15 protein-coding genes are annotated in these 15,941 nt (G+C 67.8%); 14 read left to right on the top strand and 1 reads right to left on the bottom strand.

Annotation, left to right across the window (positions count from 1 at the left end):
* Positions 1-38 precede the first annotated feature (38 nt).
* The 5 genes from AC1DK9_RS06250 to nusB all read left to right on the top strand — a co-directional run bounded on the left by AC1DK9_RS06250 (position 39) and on the right by nusB (position 3,378).
* Positions 39-593 carry a shikimate kinase gene (locus tag AC1DK9_RS06250; RefSeq protein WP_476860947.1) on the top strand — a complete coding sequence of 185 codons (555 nt, stop codon included), beginning with the start codon at positions 39-41 and terminating at the stop codon, positions 591-593.
* The gene (aroB, locus tag AC1DK9_RS06255) at positions 590-1,681 is read left to right on the top strand and encodes a 3-dehydroquinate synthase (protein WP_476860588.1); all 1,092 of its coding nucleotides are present in this window, start codon (positions 590-592) and stop codon (positions 1,679-1,681) included. The genes AC1DK9_RS06250 and aroB overlap by 4 nt, the downstream gene beginning before the upstream one ends.
* Positions 1,681-2,199 (top strand): tetratricopeptide repeat protein, encoded by a 519-nt coding sequence (locus tag AC1DK9_RS06260; protein ID WP_476915341.1) that lies wholly within the window; start codon positions 1,681-1,683, stop codon positions 2,197-2,199. The genes aroB and AC1DK9_RS06260 overlap by 1 nt, the downstream gene beginning before the upstream one ends.
* Before the next feature lie 205 nt (positions 2,200-2,404).
* Positions 2,405-2,968, top strand: coding sequence for an elongation factor P (gene efp, locus AC1DK9_RS06265; RefSeq protein WP_018773146.1), 564 nt, complete (start codon positions 2,405-2,407; stop codon positions 2,966-2,968).
* Positions 2,968-3,378, top strand: coding sequence for a transcription antitermination factor NusB (nusB, locus tag AC1DK9_RS06270; protein WP_175321028.1), 411 nt, complete (start codon positions 2,968-2,970; stop codon positions 3,376-3,378). The genes efp and nusB overlap by 1 nt, the downstream gene beginning before the upstream one ends.
* Positions 3,379-3,479: 101 nt before the next feature.
* Here the strand turns inward: nusB and AC1DK9_RS06275 are convergent, their stop codons facing one another.
* Positions 3,480-4,775, bottom strand: a complete 1,296-nt coding sequence (locus tag AC1DK9_RS06275; RefSeq protein WP_476915342.1) for a PrsW family intramembrane metalloprotease — start codon at positions 4,773-4,775, stop codon at positions 3,480-3,482.
* 199 nt (positions 4,776-4,974) lie between these two features.
* Between AC1DK9_RS06275 and pyrR the strand changes: the two genes are divergently transcribed.
* From pyrR to gmk, 9 genes are all read left to right on the top strand, one after another.
* Positions 4,975-5,589, top strand: a complete 615-nt coding sequence (pyrR, locus tag AC1DK9_RS06280) for a bifunctional pyr operon transcriptional regulator/uracil phosphoribosyltransferase PyrR (RefSeq protein ID WP_476915343.1) — start codon at positions 4,975-4,977, stop codon at positions 5,587-5,589.
* On the top strand, positions 5,586-6,593 hold the full coding sequence (locus tag AC1DK9_RS06285; protein WP_476915344.1) for an aspartate carbamoyltransferase catalytic subunit: 1,008 nt from the start codon (positions 5,586-5,588) through the stop codon (positions 6,591-6,593). The genes pyrR and AC1DK9_RS06285 overlap by 4 nt, the downstream gene beginning before the upstream one ends.
* Positions 6,593-7,978, top strand: coding sequence for a dihydroorotase (locus AC1DK9_RS06290; protein WP_476915345.1), 1,386 nt, complete (start codon positions 6,593-6,595; stop codon positions 7,976-7,978). The genes AC1DK9_RS06285 and AC1DK9_RS06290 overlap by 1 nt, the downstream gene beginning before the upstream one ends.
* Entirely contained in the window at positions 7,978-8,496 is a 519-nt protein-coding gene (locus tag AC1DK9_RS06295) for a PH-like domain-containing protein (RefSeq protein WP_476915346.1), read from the top strand. Before AC1DK9_RS06290 ends, AC1DK9_RS06295 begins: the two co-directional genes overlap by 1 nt.
* A gap of 16 nt (positions 8,497-8,512) precedes the next feature.
* On the top strand, positions 8,513-9,775 hold the full coding sequence (carA, locus tag AC1DK9_RS06300) for a glutamine-hydrolyzing carbamoyl-phosphate synthase small subunit (protein ID WP_476915619.1): 1,263 nt from the start codon (positions 8,513-8,515) through the stop codon (positions 9,773-9,775).
* Complete coding sequence (carB, locus tag AC1DK9_RS06305; RefSeq protein ID WP_476860595.1) at positions 9,775-13,101, top strand: carbamoyl-phosphate synthase large subunit; 3,327 nt, start codon at positions 9,775-9,777, stop codon at positions 13,099-13,101. Before carA ends, carB begins: the two co-directional genes overlap by 1 nt.
* A complete protein-coding gene (pyrF, locus tag AC1DK9_RS06310; RefSeq protein WP_476915347.1) occupies positions 13,094-13,960 on the top strand; it encodes an orotidine-5'-phosphate decarboxylase in 867 nt (288 codons plus the stop codon). Before carB ends, pyrF begins: the two co-directional genes overlap by 8 nt.
* A 1,019-nt stretch (positions 13,961-14,979) precedes the next feature.
* Positions 14,980-15,297 (top strand): integration host factor, actinobacterial type, encoded by a 318-nt coding sequence (gene mihF, locus AC1DK9_RS06315; RefSeq protein WP_476915348.1) that lies wholly within the window; start codon positions 14,980-14,982, stop codon positions 15,295-15,297.
* A gap of 39 nt (positions 15,298-15,336) precedes the next feature.
* On the top strand, positions 15,337-15,909 hold the full coding sequence (gene gmk, locus AC1DK9_RS06320; protein ID WP_476860598.1) for a guanylate kinase: 573 nt from the start codon (positions 15,337-15,339) through the stop codon (positions 15,907-15,909).
* The last annotated feature ends 32 nt before the right edge of the window (positions 15,910-15,941 follow it).

Below are 15,941 nucleotides of genomic sequence, written 5' to 3' on the forward strand. Positions count from 1 at the left end.
AAAAGGCCCTGAACCGGCCGGTCGCCCTGATCGGCCCCATGGCCGTCGGCAAGTCCGCGATCGGGCAGCAGCTCGCACTGCAGCTCGGCGCCCGCTTCGTCGACACCGACGTCGAGGTGGTTGCCCAGCACGGCACCATCGCTGATATTTTCGCGGGAAGGGGCGAATGCGCATTCCGCGAACTGGAGGCCCGGGCGGTGGCGCAGGCCATCGAAGAGGCGGCGGCCAGCAGCGCCAAGGGCTCTAGCACCGTAATCTCGCTCGGCGGCGGGGCTGTCCTGGACTCGGGAACGCAGCAATTGCTCGCCAACTGCATCGTGGTGTACCTGGAATGCGATGCCGCCACGGTGTCCGAACGGATCGCGCGCAACTCGGGGCGGCCGCTCCTGGCCGGCGACGCGATGGAACGTTGGCGGACACTGTTCGCCACCCGGCAGCCGGTCTACGAACGGCTCGCCGACCTGACGCTCGACGTCCGGAGCGGCTCTGTCCAAGAGCTCGCGCGCGGGCTCGAAGAAGCCCTGGAGCAGCACGCCGCCCTCGACAACGAGGCAACGCGCACCCCAGCAGCGACAAGGAAAGTTGAAAAGTGAGCACCGAATCAACCGTCATCAAAGTCACCGGCAAGGCTCCGGGGGACAACTACGACGTCGTCGTCGGCCGCGGGCTGCTGGCAAAGCTGCCTGAGCTGCTGGGGGAGCGCGTCAAGCGCGTCCTCGTCGTCCACCCGCGCGCCCTGCGGCTTACCGGCGACGCTGTCCGCGAGGAGCTGGCCAGCGCCGGCTTCACCGCGCTGACGGCCGAGATCCCGGACGCCGAAGAAGGCAAGCACATCGAGGTGGCCTCCTTCTGCTGGCAGGTGCTGGGCCAGAACGACTTCACCCGCTCGGACGCGATCGTCGCCGTCGGCGGGGGAGCGGTGACCGACCTCGCCGGATTCGTCGCCGCGACCTGGCTGCGCGGCGTCAAGGTCATCCACATGCCCACGAGCCTGCTCGGCATGGTGGACGCGGCCGTCGGCGGCAAGACCGGCATCAACACCGCCGAAGGCAAGAACCTGGTGGGCGTCTTCCACCCGCCGGCCGGAGTCCTCGCCGACCTGGACACCCTGGACACGCTGCCCAAAAACGAGATCATCTCCGGCATGGCCGAGGTCATCAAATGCGGTTTCATCGCCGACCCGGCCATCCTCGAACTGATTGAAAAGGACCCCGCCGCGGTGTCCGATCCCCGCTCCGAAACCTTGCGTGAGCTGATCGAACGCGCCATCGCCGTCAAGGCACGGGTCGTCTCCGAGGACCTGAAGGAAACCGGGCAGCGGGAAATCCTCAACTACGGGCACACCCTGGGCCACGCGATTGAACTCGCCGAACGTTACTCATGGCGGCACGGCGCCGCCGTCTCGGTGGGCATGATGTTCGCTGCCGAACTGGCGCGCAGCGTCGGCCGGCTCAGCGACGCCGACGCCGACCGCCACCGGGACATCCTGGAGAGCCTCGGGCTGCCCATCACCTACCGCCGTGACCGTTGGCAGGCATTGCTGGACGGCATGCGGCGGGACAAGAAGGCGCGCGGTGACCTGCTGCGCTTCGTGGTGCTCGACGGCGTCGGACGCCCGGGCATCCTGGACGTGCCGGACACCTCGCTGCTCTTCGCGGCATACCAGGAAATCGCTTCCTGATGATCAGCGACAATGGCGGCACCAGTGAGTGGCCGGACGGCGGGTTTCCCGGCATCCGGATCAACCCGCTAACCCTCATGCCGCAGGTGGTTAACGAGGAAGCCTGCGCCGAAGCGCTGGCGGCCTCGACCGACCCCACGGACCTGATCTTCGTGCGCCTCGTGGAGGGCCACCCGGGCGAGGCCGCCGAGTTGCTCGCCGAGGCCCGGTACAAGGATCCCGATTCGTTCCGGCTGCGGATGTTCGAGGCTGAGGTCCTGCGGGTATCACACCGCTCTGACCGCGCGGTTGAGCTTTACCGCCAACTGCTCCCCGAAGCGCAGGGCACCCCCGACGAGGCCGTGGTCCGCCAGCACTTGGGCCGGTCCTACTTCGCCGCCGGCAACATCGCCGCCGCCGTCGAGTCCTTCGCCAAGGCGCTGGACCTGCGGGTGGCAGGCTCCGCGGACGCTGCGCTGATCTACTCGTCCACCGTGGCGCTGCAGCGCGCCCGGGACGTGCTGGATTTGGCCTGCTAAAGACGCCGGCTATGGCGCCTGCCAAAGACGCCCGCCAACAGCGCCTGCTGGCGGCCTGCACGGGCCGTCCGGCAGCGATCCGGCAAAACCGGTAGAATGGTTCTTGGATTTTTGATAAACACGCGCTGGCGGGCCGAATCGGCATGCCTGCCTGGCATAAGCGGCTGGCGGCTAGAACCAGTCAACAAGGAAACCTGAGGATACTGTGGCAACCACTAACGACATCAAGAACGGAACCGTGCTGAAGCTTGAGGGCCAGCTCTGGAACATCATCGAATTCCAGCACGTCAAGCCCGGCAAGGGCGGCGCCTTCGTCCGCACCAAGATGCGCAACGTGATGTCCGGCAAGGTCGTCGACAAGACCTTCAACGCCGGCCTCAAGATCGAGACCGCAACGGTTGACCGCCGCGATTACCAGTACCTGTACCAGGACGGCGCCGACTTCGTGTTCATGGACACCTCGGACTTCGACCAGCTCACCGTGTCCGCCGCCACCGTCGGCGACGCGACCAACTTCATGCTCGAGAACCAGATGGTGAACATCGCCATCCACGAGGGCAACCCGCTGTACATCGAACTGCCGCCGAGCGTCGTGCTGGAAATCACCTACACGGAGCCGGGCCTGCAGGGCGACCGCTCCTCGGCCGGCACCAAGCCCGCGACCCTCGAGACCGGCTACGAGATCCAGGTGCCGCTGTTCGTCGAGAACAACACCAAGGTCAAGGTCGACACCCGCGACGGCAGCTACCTTGGCCGGGTCAACGACTAGTGAGTGCACGCGGTAAGGCCCGTAACCGGGCCCTGGATGTTCTCTTCGAGGCGGAGCAGCGCTCCACCTCCGCATTCGATGTGCTGCGTTCCCGTCGTGAACAGACGGATCAGATCATCAACCCCTACACCCTGGAAATCGTCGAGGGGGTCGTGTCCCACCAAGCCGCGATCGACGAATTCCTCGAAACCTACTCGCAGGGCTGGTCGCTGGAGCGGATGCCCTCGGTGGACCGCATCATCCTGCGGATCGGCACCTGGGAACTGCTCTACAACGACGACGTCCCCGACGGCGTCGCCGTGAGTGAAGCCGTGGCGCTGGCCAAGACGCTGTCGACGGACGAGTCGCCGTCGTTCATCAACGGCCTGCTCGGCCGCCTGCAGCAGCTGAAGCCGTCCCTGCTGGCCTGACGGCCCGTTGACCGCTCCTCGAAGGGCCGGTGCCCGCCTCACGGCGGACACCKGCCCTTCGCGTATGCCGGCCGGTCCTTTGCTGTAGGGGTTCCCGCCGCTTAGCGCAGCAGCGCGTCCCGCGCGGCCACGACCTCGCCGAGCTGATGCTGTTCATCGAGCTGGTGTGCCGGCACGTCCCGGCCGCTGAGGATCCGCTGACGGGTGAAGGCCAGGCGGGTGGCGGCCTGCAGGAACGCCTTCATCTCCGGGGCCCGCCCAATCGACCTGGCCCAGCGGAGGGCAGCGCGGCGCCCGCCGGGGGTCGCCAGCATCGCCACCTCATGGCTGTTGAACCAACCGGCCGCTGCGTACTCCTGGAGCCGTTGGCGCGTCAGCCGGCGTTCGGCAACGCGCAGCAGCACCACGACCAGGACCGCCAGGAGGAAGATCGGCACCTGGACCAGGATGTACTGGGCCAGGAAATTCTGGCCCATGGAGTTCCAGCCGCTGTGCAGCAACATCGCCGGAACCAGGCCCACCGGGAAGGCCAGGAACGTCAGGCCGGAATGCCAGCGCCGCGCCGCGAAGCCCAGGACGAGCCCGGTTGTCCCGGTGAAAATGGCGTGAGCGAACGGGGACATCACGCCGCGCAGGAAGAACACGATGGCCAGGTCCGTGCCCGGGGTGCTGGACTCGGCGATTGCCCGGCCGAAGTACAGGATGTTCTCGGTGAAGGCGAAACCGCCGGCAATCGTGAACGCGAATACGACGCCGTCGACCGGGCCGTCGAACTGCTTGCGGGCAAAAATTAGGAGCAGCAACAGGCCGAGCGACTTGGCGAATTCCTCCACCACCGGTGCCTGCACCGTGACGGCGAACGTCCGGTAGTCCAGCCCGGACGCCGGGCCTGCGGCGAGCGCGAAGAACGGCTGGATCAGCATCGTCACGGAAATCGAAACGAGTGCGCCCCACGCGAAAGCGAAGAACAGCAGCCGCTTCGGTTCGGGCTCCCAGCGGTCAATGAAGCGGACGGCCAGCAGGACGGCACTGAGTGGCAGCAGCGAGGCGATGAAACCCACGACGAAGCCGCCCGCGCCGGTGTTTTCCAGCACGAAGGGGAGCACCAGGAACAGACTGACGAAAGCGAGTACCCCGCCGCCGAGCACCAGCGCGGCCATGCCGGCCGAGGTCCGGGCGCGGGTTGGCGCGGCGTACGCTGCCGGAAGCGGCGGAGGACCCTGCAACCGGCCCTGCAGTTGGCCCCGCAACTGGCCGGAGCCCGGCGTCGGCCGGTAGCCCGGCGCCGGACGGTAGTTGTCCGGCTGGACGTGTCCCATCCAACTGGGGTTCGCCTGCTGCGGCTGCCGGGGGCCGCCGGGCGCCTGCCGGGCGGGCGGAGGATCGAAGCTCGTCATGCCACGAGCCTAAGGTGCGCGCGGCCCGGCCGCCTATTACGCCCCGCGCATACCCGCGCGCACCCGCGCAGACCTCGCGCCGGTGTGACGGACGCCGCGTCCGCCGGGGCCGGGTGGCGGCAGCCCGTGTGGTAATTTGAAAGAGCAAATGATCCTTTTTTAATTCCGTCCCGTGAGGCGGGGAAAGGGGAGACGAGCGTTGACTTCTGTTCCAGAAGCACCGGTTCCGGCCAAGGTCCAGCTCAGCAGGGTTGTCCTCAACCAGGCTGACATCGACCGTGCACTCACTCGTATCGCCCATGAGATTCTCGAGTCCAATAAGGGCTCCCAGGACCTGGTCCTGCTGGGCATCCCGCGGCGCGGCTATCCGCTCGCCGTCCGGCTCGCCGCCAAAATTGCCGCCGCCGATCCCGCGGTGGATCCCGCCGCAATCGTCGGCCAGCTGGACGTGACCATGTTCCGCGACGACCTCTCGCACCAGCCCACCAGGCCCCCGTACCCTACCCAGTTGCCCCGCACCGGGATCGACAACAAGGTAGTGGTGCTGATCGACGACGTCCTGTACTCGGGCCGCACCATCCGCGCCGCCCTGGACGCGATCATCGACCTGGGCCGGCCCCGGATCGTCCGCTTGGCCGTCCTGATCGACCGGGGCCACCGTGAGCTCCCAATCCGCGCCGACCACGTCGGCAAGAACCTCCCCACCTCTTCCGCGGAGAAGGTTAGGGTCCGGCTCGAAGAAACCGACTCCGCCAGCGGCGGGGAAAACAGCGGCGGCGCCGTGAACGAAGTCGTTATCGAGGTGACGGCATGAAGCACCTGCTCTCGACCGAAGACCTCAGCTACGCCAACGCGATCCGCATCCTCGACACCGCCGAGGAAATGTCCGCGGTGGGGGAGCGCGAGGTCAAGAAGCTCCCGGCACTGCGCGGCCGCACCGTGGTCAACCTCTTCTTTGAGGACTCCACCCGCACCCGCATCTCGTTCGAAGCTGCGGCCAAACGGCTCTCCGCGGACGTCATCAACTTCGCAGCCAAGGGATCGTCCGTCTCGAAGGGCGAATCACTGAAGGACACGGCCCAGACGCTCGCCGCCATGGGCGCCGACGCCGTCGTGATCCGGCACTGGGCCTCCGGCGCCCCGCACCGGCTGGCAGCCACCGACTGGATCGACGCCGCAGTCATCAACGCCGGCGACGGCACCCACGAGCACCCCACCCAGGCGCTGCTGGACGCCTTCACCATGCGCCGCCACTGGTCGCGGCTCGCCGGCAGCCCGAGCACCGGCGCGGACCTGAAGGGCATGCGGGTCGCGATCGCCGGCGACGTGCTGCACTCCCGGGTGGCCCGCTCCAACGTCTGGTTGCTGCGCACCCTGGGCGCGGAAGTCACCCTCGTGGCGCCGCCCACGCTGCTGCCTGTCGGCGTGGAACAGTGGCCCTGCTCCGTCAGCTACGACCTCGACGAAACCCTCGCCCGGGGCGTGGACGCGATGATGATGCTGCGCGTGCAGGGCGAACGCATGAACGCCTCGTTCTTCCCCACCACCCGCGAGTACTCGCGGCGCTGGGGCTTCGACGACAACCGCCTCCGCGCCCTGGACAGCCTGGGCCTGAAGGACACGATCATCATGCACCCGGGTCCGATGAACCGCGGACTGGAAATATCCTCCGCCGCCGCCGACTCGCCGCGCTCCACCGTGCTGGCACAGGTGCGCAACGGCGTGTCCATCCGGATGGCCGCCCTCTACCTCCTGCTTTCCGGGGATACCCGCGAACCAGCAACCTCCACCGCCGCCTACTCCAAGGAGAGCCACTGATGGCATCACAGCAACAGGACACAGGCAGCACTGGCGCCTACCTCATCCGGGGCGCGTCGATCCTCGGCGGAGCCGCTGAGGATCTGCTGATCCGCGACGGCGTCATCGCCGCCCGCGGCCAGGACCTGTCCGCGGACGGCGCCTTTGGGAAAGCAACTGTCATCGAGGCGGCTGGCCTCGTCGCCCTGCCCGGCATGGTGGATATCCACACGCACCTGCGCGAACCGGGCCGCGAAGACGCCGAAACGGTCGAGACAGGCACCCGCGCCGCGGCACTGGGCGGTTACACCGCCGTGCACGCGATGGCCAACAGCACCCCGGTGGCGGACACCGCCGGCGTCGTCGAGCAGGTCTTCACCCTGGGCCGCACCGCCGGCTGGGTGGACGTCCGCCCGGTCGGCGCCGTCACGGTCGGCCTGGCCGGCGAGCAACTTGCCGAACTCGGCGCCATGGCCGACTCCCGCGCCCAGGTCCGTGTCTTCTCCGACGACGGCATCTGCGTCAGCGATCCGGTCCTGATGCGCCGCGCCCTCGAATACGTCAAGGCGTTCGACGGCGTCGTCGCCCAGCACGCGCAGGAGCCCCGCCTCACCGCCGGTGCGCAGATGAACGAGGGCGTCGTCTCCGCGGTGCTCGGCCTCACCGGCTGGCCCGCCGTCGCCGAGGAGAGCATCATCGCCCGCGATGTCCTGCTCGCCCAGCACGTTGGATCCCGGCTGCACGTCTGCCACGTCTCCACCGCGGGTTCGGTGGAAATCGTGCGCTGGGCCAAGTCGCGCGGCATCAACGTCACCGCCGAGGTCACGCCCCACCACCTCTGGCTGACCGACGAACTGGTCCGCAGCTACGACCCGGTCTACAAGGTCAACCCGCCGCTGCGCACCGATGAGGACGTCCAGGCTCTGCGCGCCGCGCTGGCGGACGGAACGATCGACGTCGTCGGCACCGACCACGCCCCGCACCCGAGCGAGCACAAGGAGTGCGAGTGGGCGCAGGCCGCGATGGGCATGACCGGGCTGGAAACTGCCCTGTCCGTGGTGCAGCACACCATGATCGAGACCGGGCTGATGACCTGGGCCGACTTCGCCCGCGTGACCTCCACCACGCCGGCCGCCATCGGCCGACTCCAGGACCAGGGCCGGCCGCTGGAAGCGGGCGAACCCGCCAACGTCACACTCGTGGACCCGGCTGCGCGCTGGACCGTGGACCCTTCTAAGATGGCAACCATGGGCCGTAACTCTCCGTTTGCCGGCCGGGAACTCCCGGGCAAGGTGGTGGCCACCTTCTTCAAGGGCCACCCGACGGTCCTGAACGGGAAACTCAACACACCGTACCGGTGGCTCCCCGAAAGCCCGGATGCCCCCGCCACGGCGGTCCAGCCCTGATGGTCAAGGAACTCTCCCTGCTCTTCACGCTGGCGCTGATCGTCGTCGCGCTGGTCCTGATCTGGGTCGGCTGGCGCAACCGGCTGCGACGCCAGGCGGACGTCGAGCCGCTTCCGGCCGTCCCCGCGGAACTCGGCGGGCCGATCGCCGCGGCCGAGGGACAGTACGTCGCCTCCACCACCGCCGGCGACTGGCTGGACCGGATCGCCGTCCACCAGCTGGGCCTGCGCACCAACTCCCACCTCAGCGTCCACCGCGAAGGCGTGCTGTTCGACCGCTCCGGCGCCGGACCCGTGTTCATCCCGGCCGACAGCCTCACCGGCGTCCGGCAGGAAAGCGGCATGGCCGGAAAGTTCGTGGAGAAGGACGGACTCCTGGTCATCAGCTGGATGCTCGGTGCCAAGGAGTTGGACACCGGCTTCCGCCCCCGCCGGGCCGAGGACAAGGCCCTGCTCCTCACCACCCTCAAAGATTTGATCTCCGCAGCCCCTCAGGCAGAAGCCGATAGTGGAAAGTAGCGACGTGACGGAATCCATGCCAGCGAACGCAGAAGTGAAGAAGACAGACGTGTCAGAAGAAACAGTGAACGAAAAGACAGTGACAGCAAACGCAGCAGCAGCATCCGCCCCCGCCGTGCTCGTGCTGGAGGACGGCCGGATCTTCCGCGGCCGCAGCTACGGCGCCACCGGCACCGCGCTGGGCGAGGCGGTCTTCGCGACCGGCATGACCGGCTACCAGGAAACCATCACCGACCCCTCCTACGCCCGCCAGCTGGTGGTGCAGACCGCACCCCACATCGGCAACACCGGCGTGAACAAGGACGACGCCGAGTCCCGGCGCATCTGGGTGGCCGGCTACGTCGTCCGCGACGCCGCACGCCGCCCCTCGAACTGGCGCTCGGAGCGGAGCCTTGACGACGAGCTTGTCGAGCAGGGCATTGTCGGAATCCAGGGCGTCGACACCCGTGCCATCACCCGTCACCTGCGCGAACACAAGACCATGCGCGCCGGGATCTTCTCCGGCGACGCCGCGGCGGCCACGGACAAGGAACTCGTGGACGCCGTGCTGGCCAGTGCACCGATGGAAGGCTCCCGGCTCGCCGAGGAGGTCAGCGTCGACGAGGCCTACACGGTCGAACCCGCCGACTGGGGCTGGGAAGGCGAACCGCGGTTCAGCATCGCCGCGATCGACCTTGGCATCAAGCGCATGACCCCGATCCGCTTCGCCGAGCGCGGCGTCAGGGTCCATGTCCTGCCGGCCACCGCCACCCTCGAGGACGTCAAAGCCGTCAACCCCGACGGCGTCTTCATGTCCAACGGCCCCGGCGACCCCGCCACCGCCGACAGCCAGGTGAACCTGCTGCGCTCCGTGCTGGACGCCAAGCTGCCCTACTTCGGCATCTGCTTCGGCAACCAGATCCTGGGCCGCGCGCTCGGCTTCGGCACCTACAAGCTGCGCTACGGCCACCGCGGCATCAACCAGCCTGTGATGGACCGCAGAACCGGCAAGGTCGAGATCACCTCGCAGAACCACGGCTTCGCCGTCGACGCCCCGCTCGAGGGCGCGACGAAGGCTCCCGAGGAGCGCTTTGGCCGTGTCGAGGTCAGCCACGTCAGCCTCAACGACGACGTCGTCGAGGGTCTGCACTGCCTCGACATCCCCGCCTTCTCGGTCCAGTACCACCCCGAAGCGGCCTCCGGCCCGCACGACGCCGCGTACCTCTTCGACCGCTTCATCGAGCTGATGGCGAACAGCAAGCAAACCTCCACCGACTCCAAGACTGAGGACAAGAAGTAATGCCCAAGAGAACTGACCTGAAAAGCGTCCTGGTCATCGGTTCCGGCCCGATCGTGATCGGCCAGGCGGCCGAATTCGACTACTCCGGGACCCAGGCACTGCGCGTCCTCAAGGAGGAAGGCCTGCGTGTCATCCTCGTCAACTCCAACCCGGCCACGATCATGACCGACCCGGAGTTCGCCGATGCCACTTACATCGAGCCGATCACCCCAGAGGTCGTCGAGAAGATCATCGCCAAGGAACGCCCCGACGCGATCCTGCCCACCCTCGGCGGCCAGACGGCGCTGAACACGGCCATCGCCCTGGACAAGAACGGTGTGCTGGAGAAGTACAACGTGGAGCTGATCGGCGCCAACATCGCCGCGATCGAGCTCGGCGAGGACCGCGAGAAGTTCAAGGGCGTGGTGGAGCGCTGCGGTGCCGAATCCGCGCGCAGCCACATCATCCACAGCATGGACGAGGCCCTCACCGCGGCCGAGGACCTGGGCTACCCGATGGTGGTCCGGCCCTCCTTCACCATGGGCGGCCTGGGCTCGGGCCTGGCTTACAACGAGGATGACCTGCGCCGGATCGTCGGCCAGGGCCTGCAGTACAGCCCCACGTCCGAGGTGCTGCTCGAAGAGAGCATCCTCGGCTGGAAGGAATATGAGCTCGAAATGATGCGGGACAAGAACGACAATGTCGTGGTTGTCTGCTCGATCGAGAACTTCGACCCGGTGGGCGTGCACACCGGCGACTCCATCACGGTCGCTCCGGCGCTGACCCTGACCGACCGCGAGTACCAGCGGCTGCGCGACATCTCGATCGCCGTCATCCGCGAAGTCGGCGTCGACACCGGCGGCTGCAACATCCAATTCGCCGTCGAGCCGGACACCGGCCGTGTCGTGGTGATCGAGATGAACCCCCGCGTCTCACGCTCCTCGGCCCTGGCCTCCAAGGCCACCGGGTTCGCGATCGCCAAGATCGCCACCAAGCTCTCGCTCGGCTACACCCTGGACGAGATCCCGAACGACATCACGCAGAAGACGCCGGCCTCCTTCGAACCGACCCTCGACTACGTCGTCGTCAAGGTCCCGCGCTTCGCCTTCGAGAAGTTCCCCGCCGCGGACTCCACCCTGACCACCACCATGAAGTCGGTGGGCGAGGCCATGGCCATGGGCCGGAACTTCACCGAGGCGCTGCAGAAGGCGCTGCGGTCGCTGGAGCAGAAGGGGTCGCAGCTGGACTTCAGCGCCGTCCCCGAATGGGAAGTGCCGGAGCTGATCGAGAAGGCCAAGCGCCCCAGCACCGAACGCCTGCACCAGGTCCAGCGCGCGCTGCTCGGCGGCGCCACCGTTGAGCAGCTGTTCGAGGCGACCGGGATCGACCCCTGGTACCTTGACCAGCTCCAGCTGCTGAACGAAATCTCGCAGGAAATCCGGCACTCCAACGCCCTCACCCAGGAGATGCTGCAGCGCGCCAAGCGGCACGGCTTCTCCGACGCCCAGATCGGCGCCCTGACGCACAACTCCGAGGACGTCGTCCGCGGCGTGCGGCAGGCCCTGGGCATCCGTCCGGTCTACAAGACCGTGGACACCTGCGCCGCCGAGTTCGCGGCGTACACGCCGTACCACTACTCCTCCTACGACGAGGAGGACGAGGTGGCGCTGCACGCCAAGCCGTCGATCATCATCCTCGGCTCCGGGCCGAACCGGATCGGGCAGGGCATCGAGTTCGACTACTCCTGCGTGCACGCGTCGATGGCGCTGCGCAAGGCCGGCTACGAGACCGTGATGGTCAACTGCAACCCGGAAACCGTCTCCACCGACTACGACGTGTCGACCCGGCTCTACTTCGAACCGCTGACCCTTGAGGACGTCCTCGAGGTCATCGCGGCCGAGGAGCGCACCGGCGGCGTGATGGGTGTGTTCGTCCAGCTCGGTGGCCAGACCCCGCTCAAACTCGCCCAGCAGCTCGCCGACGCCGGCGTGCCGATCCTTGGCACCTCGCCGGAGGCCATCGACCTGGCCGAGCACCGCGGCGCCTTTTCCCGGGTGCTCGACGAGGCAGGGCTGATCTCCCCGAAGAACGGCACCGCCGTCTCCTTCGAGGACGCCAAGAAGATCGCGGACGAGATCGGCTACCCTGTCCTGGTCCGCCCGTCCTACGTCCTCGGCGGCCGCGGCATGGAGATCGTCTACGACGAACCGAACCTCTCCCGCTACATCGCCAACGCCACCGAAATCACCCCGGACCACCCGGTGCTGATCGACCGCTTCCTCGAGGACGCCGTCGAGATCGACGTCGACGCCCTCTACGACGGCAAGGACCTGTACCTCGGTGGCATCATGGAGCACATCGAGGAAGCCGGGATCCACTCCGGCGACTCCGCCTGCGTGCTGCCGCCCATCACGCTGGGCAACAACGTGATTGACCGCGTCCGGACCGCCACCCGGGCCATCGCCGAAGGCGTCGGCGTCCGCGGCCTGATCAACATCCAGTTCGCCCTCGCCTCCGACGTGCTCTACGTGCTCGAAGCCAACCCGCGCGCCTCCCGCACCGTGCCGTTCGTCTCCAAGGCCACCGGCGTGCAGATGGCGAAGGCCGCGGCCCTGATCGGCACGGGCGTCACCGTCAACCAGCTCCGCACCGCGTACAAGATGCTGCCGGAGTCCGGCGACGGTTCCACGCTGCCGCTGGACGCGCCGGTGGCGGTCAAGGAGGCGGTCCTTCCGTTCAGCCGCTTCCGCACCCTGGAGGGCAAGGTTGTCGACTCCCTGCTGGGCCCGGAAATGCGCTCCACCGGTGAGGTGATGGGCATCGACAAGCACTTCGACACCGCCTTCGCCAAGAGCCAGGCCGCGGCCAACAACGCGCTGCCCACCGAGGGCAAGGTCTTCGTCTCCGTTGCCAACCGGGACAAGCGCGCCGTCATCATGGCGGTCAAGCGGCTCTCCGACCTCGGCTTCGAGATCGTCTCCACCGGCGGCACGGCCGATGTGCTGCGCCGCAACGGCCTGCAGGCCACCACGGTCCGCAAGGTCGCCGAAGGCTCCAGCGCCGAAGGTGAGGGCACCATCGCGGACCTCATCGTCGCGGGCGAAATCGACATGGTCTTCAACACGCCCTCCGGCGGCGAAGCCCGCGGCGACGGCTACGAAATCCGCGCCGCAGCCACCTCGATCGGCATCCCGTGCATCACCACGGTGGCCGAGTTCAACGCTGCCGTCCAGGCGATCGAGGCGATGCGGACCTACGAGTGGTCCGTCACGAGCCTGCAGGAGCACGCCGCGGCCCTGATGGCCTCGCAGCAGCGGGTCGCCCAGGAAGCGAACGCCGGTGCCTGAGGCCGTCGCCGCTGACACGGCCGGCCGGGAGTCCTTCGGCTCCCGGCTCGGCCGGGCCATGGCAGAGCGCGGCCCGCTCTGCGTCGGCATCGACCCGCACCCGGCGCTGCTGCAGCACTGGGGCCTGAACGACGACGTCGCCAGCCTGGAGCGCTTCTCGCTCACCGTTCTGGAGGCGGTGGCCTCGCTCGCTGCCGCGGTGAAGCCGCAGGTGGCGCTCTACGAGCGCCACGGCTCGGCCGGCATGGCCGTGCTGGAGCGCACCCTCGCGGCGTCCGCGGAGGCAGGGGTGCTCAGCATCGCGGACGCCAAGCGCGGCGACATCGGCTCCACTATGGCGGCCTACGCCGACGCCTGGCTGCGCGACGGGTCAGCCCTGGCTGCGGACTCGGTGACGCTGAGTCCTTACCTGGGCTTTGAGTCGCTCCGGCCCGCGCTGGATCTTGCGGCCGACGCCGGGCGCGGCGTCTTCGTCCTGGCCCTGACCTCCAACCCGGAAGGCGCTTCCGTCCAGCACGTCGGCGGAGCGGATTCCGTGGCGCGGCGGATCGTCCGCGCCGCAGCGGAGGAGAACCAGCGCTACGCCGGAGACCTTGGCTCCGTGGGCCTGGTGGTCGGCGCGACGGTTGGCACGGCGCTGGCGGACCTGGACCTGGATCTCGCGGCAGTCCGCGGCCCGATCCTCGCCCCGGGCCTCGGCGCCCAGGGAGCCACGGCAGCCGATTTGCGACGCACCTTCGGCAGCGCCTACGGCCAGGTCCTCGGCACCTCAAGCCGGGACATCCTCCGCGCGGGCCCGCAGCCTGCGGGGCTGCGGGAAGCCGCGCAGCGCACCCTGGACGAACTCCGCGCCGTATAGCGATCCGGGCTCGGCTGGTCGGCACTGGGCCGGCCGTGCGGGTTTGCCGCGTCGTTTGCCACAGAAGGCCTCTACGGGGCCGGCATTGCGGCCCTTTGTGGCAAACGCAGGGCGCCGGGCGTCCGTTAGGCCGGCCCCGGCATGTCCGCGGCCCTAGCTGCGCCGATTCGCCACAGATGGCCGCTACGGACCCGGCATTGCGGCCATCTCTGGCGGACGGTTGGCGCCACACCAGCCTCCACGCTGGGACAGACGGGTTGGAACTGGTCCGCGGTCCTAGCTGCGCCGATTTGCCGCAGATGGCCGCTTTAGACGTGGTGTTCCGGCCATCCGTGGCGAACGGTTGGCGCCGCGCCGGTTTGCCACAGATGGCCGCTACGGACTCGGTATTGAGGCCATCTCTGGCGAATGGGTAACGGCTACCGGCTCGCCAGGCAGGCAAAGGGTGGTCCGCAGCCTTAGATGTGCCCATCGGTCGCAGATGGCCGCTTTAGGCCCGGTATTCCGGCCATCTCTGGCGGACGGTGGGCGCCACACCACCAACCCTCCACGCTGGGTCAGCCGGGTCGGAGTCGGGCCGCTGCCTTGAATGCGCCGATTCGCCACAGATGGCCGCTACGGACCCGGCATTGCGGCCATCTCTGGCGGACGGTTGGCGGCACACCGCCAACCCTCCACGCTGGGTCAGCCGGGTCGGAGTCGGGCCGCTGCCTTGAATGCGCCGATTCGCCACAGAATGCCGCTATAGACCTGGCATTCCGGCCATCTGTGGCAAACGGCCGGCGTCGTCTGTCCCGGCGGATCCTTCCGCCGCCCAGCAACCCCCACGTCCACGCCCCGGCCACCAAGGCGTCGGCCGCAGGTGTAGCGCCGGACGTGATCCATTGCTTTCCGGCGACTCCAGACTGTAAGTTCAGGACAAGTCCGCGGTACCAGCCGGGGTATGCGCGGCCCGTCTCACGGTCACGTCTGACCAGGCCGTTTGCGTGGTCTCGGCTGACAATGCAGGGAGGACCTCAGTGAGCTTGCGACCCCTCACGCCGCAGGAGCGTGCCGACGCCCTGCACAAGGCCGCGGCCGCCAGGCTGGCCCGGGCGAACGCAAAGGAGCGGCTGAAGTCGGGGAAGCTGTCAATCGCCGAGCTGCTCAGTGCGGGGGAGACGGACGAAGCGATCGCCCGGATGCGGGTAGTGGAACTGCTCGAAGCGCTGCCGGGCATCGGACACGTGCGTGCCGCGGCGATCATGGACCGGCTCGGGATTGCCGCCTCACGCCGGGTGCGGGGGCTGGGAATCCACCAACGCCGGGCGCTGGTAGATTTTATAGACGAGAAATAGCTTGGTTTACCGAGCTTCCCCAACCGCCCAAAGGAATACGTGACCAAGAAACCCGGACTGACAGTCCTCGCCGGTCCGACGGCTGTCGGCAAAGGCACAGTGTCCACCTATATTCGGGACAACTATCCCGAAGTCTGGCTCTCAGTATCGGCAACCACGCGCCCGCCGCGGCCCGGTGAAATCGACGGGGTGCATTACTACTTCAAAACCAAAGAGGAGTTCGACGCCCTCGTGGCGGCCGGAGAACTCCTGGAATGGGCGGTGGTGCACGGGCAGAATACGTACGGCACCCTCAAGAGCACGGTAGACGCGGCCATTGCCGAGGGCCGCTCGGTTCTGCTGGAGATCGACCTGCAGGGCGCACGGCAGGTGAAGAAGGCTGTTCCGGACGCACAGTTCGTCTTCCTCGCCCCGCCGAGCTGGGAAGAATTGGTGCGCCGCTTGGTGGGCCGCGGCACTGAATCCGCCGAAGAACAGCAGCGACGGCTGGAAACCGGTAAAGTAGAACTAGCCGCTGAACCGGAGTTCGATCACACGGTCATCAATGATGACGTACGTCGGGCAGCGGATGAGCTTGTTTCACTCATGGGGCTTACGCCGCACCCGCACTAACCGCAGGGTCGGATTGGCCCGTTAGAATTTGG

The sequence above is a fragment of the Arthrobacter sp. 01T414 genome (assembly GCF_056398965.1).

Coding starts and splice junctions, on each gene's coding strand:
- AC1DK9_RS06250 (WP_476860947.1), top strand. CDS start 39: ATGGCCGTCGGCAAGTCCGCGATCGGGCAGCAGCTCGCACTGCAGCTC.
- AC1DK9_RS06260 (WP_476915341.1), top strand. CDS start 1,681: ATGATCAGCGACAATGGCGGCACCAGTGAGTGGCCGGACGGCGGGTTT.
- AC1DK9_RS06275 (WP_476915342.1), bottom strand. CDS start 4,775: ATGACGAGCTTCGATCCTCCGCCCGCCCGGCAGGCGCCCGGCGGCCCC.
- AC1DK9_RS06285 (WP_476915344.1), top strand. CDS start 5,586: ATGAAGCACCTGCTCTCGACCGAAGACCTCAGCTACGCCAACGCGATC.
- AC1DK9_RS06290 (WP_476915345.1), top strand. CDS start 6,593: ATGGCATCACAGCAACAGGACACAGGCAGCACTGGCGCCTACCTCATC.
- AC1DK9_RS06295 (WP_476915346.1), top strand. CDS start 7,978: ATGGTCAAGGAACTCTCCCTGCTCTTCACGCTGGCGCTGATCGTCGTC.
- carA (WP_476915619.1), top strand. CDS start 8,513: ATGCCAGCGAACGCAGAAGTGAAGAAGACAGACGTGTCAGAAGAAACA.
- carB (WP_476860595.1), top strand. CDS start 9,775: ATGCCCAAGAGAACTGACCTGAAAAGCGTCCTGGTCATCGGTTCCGGC.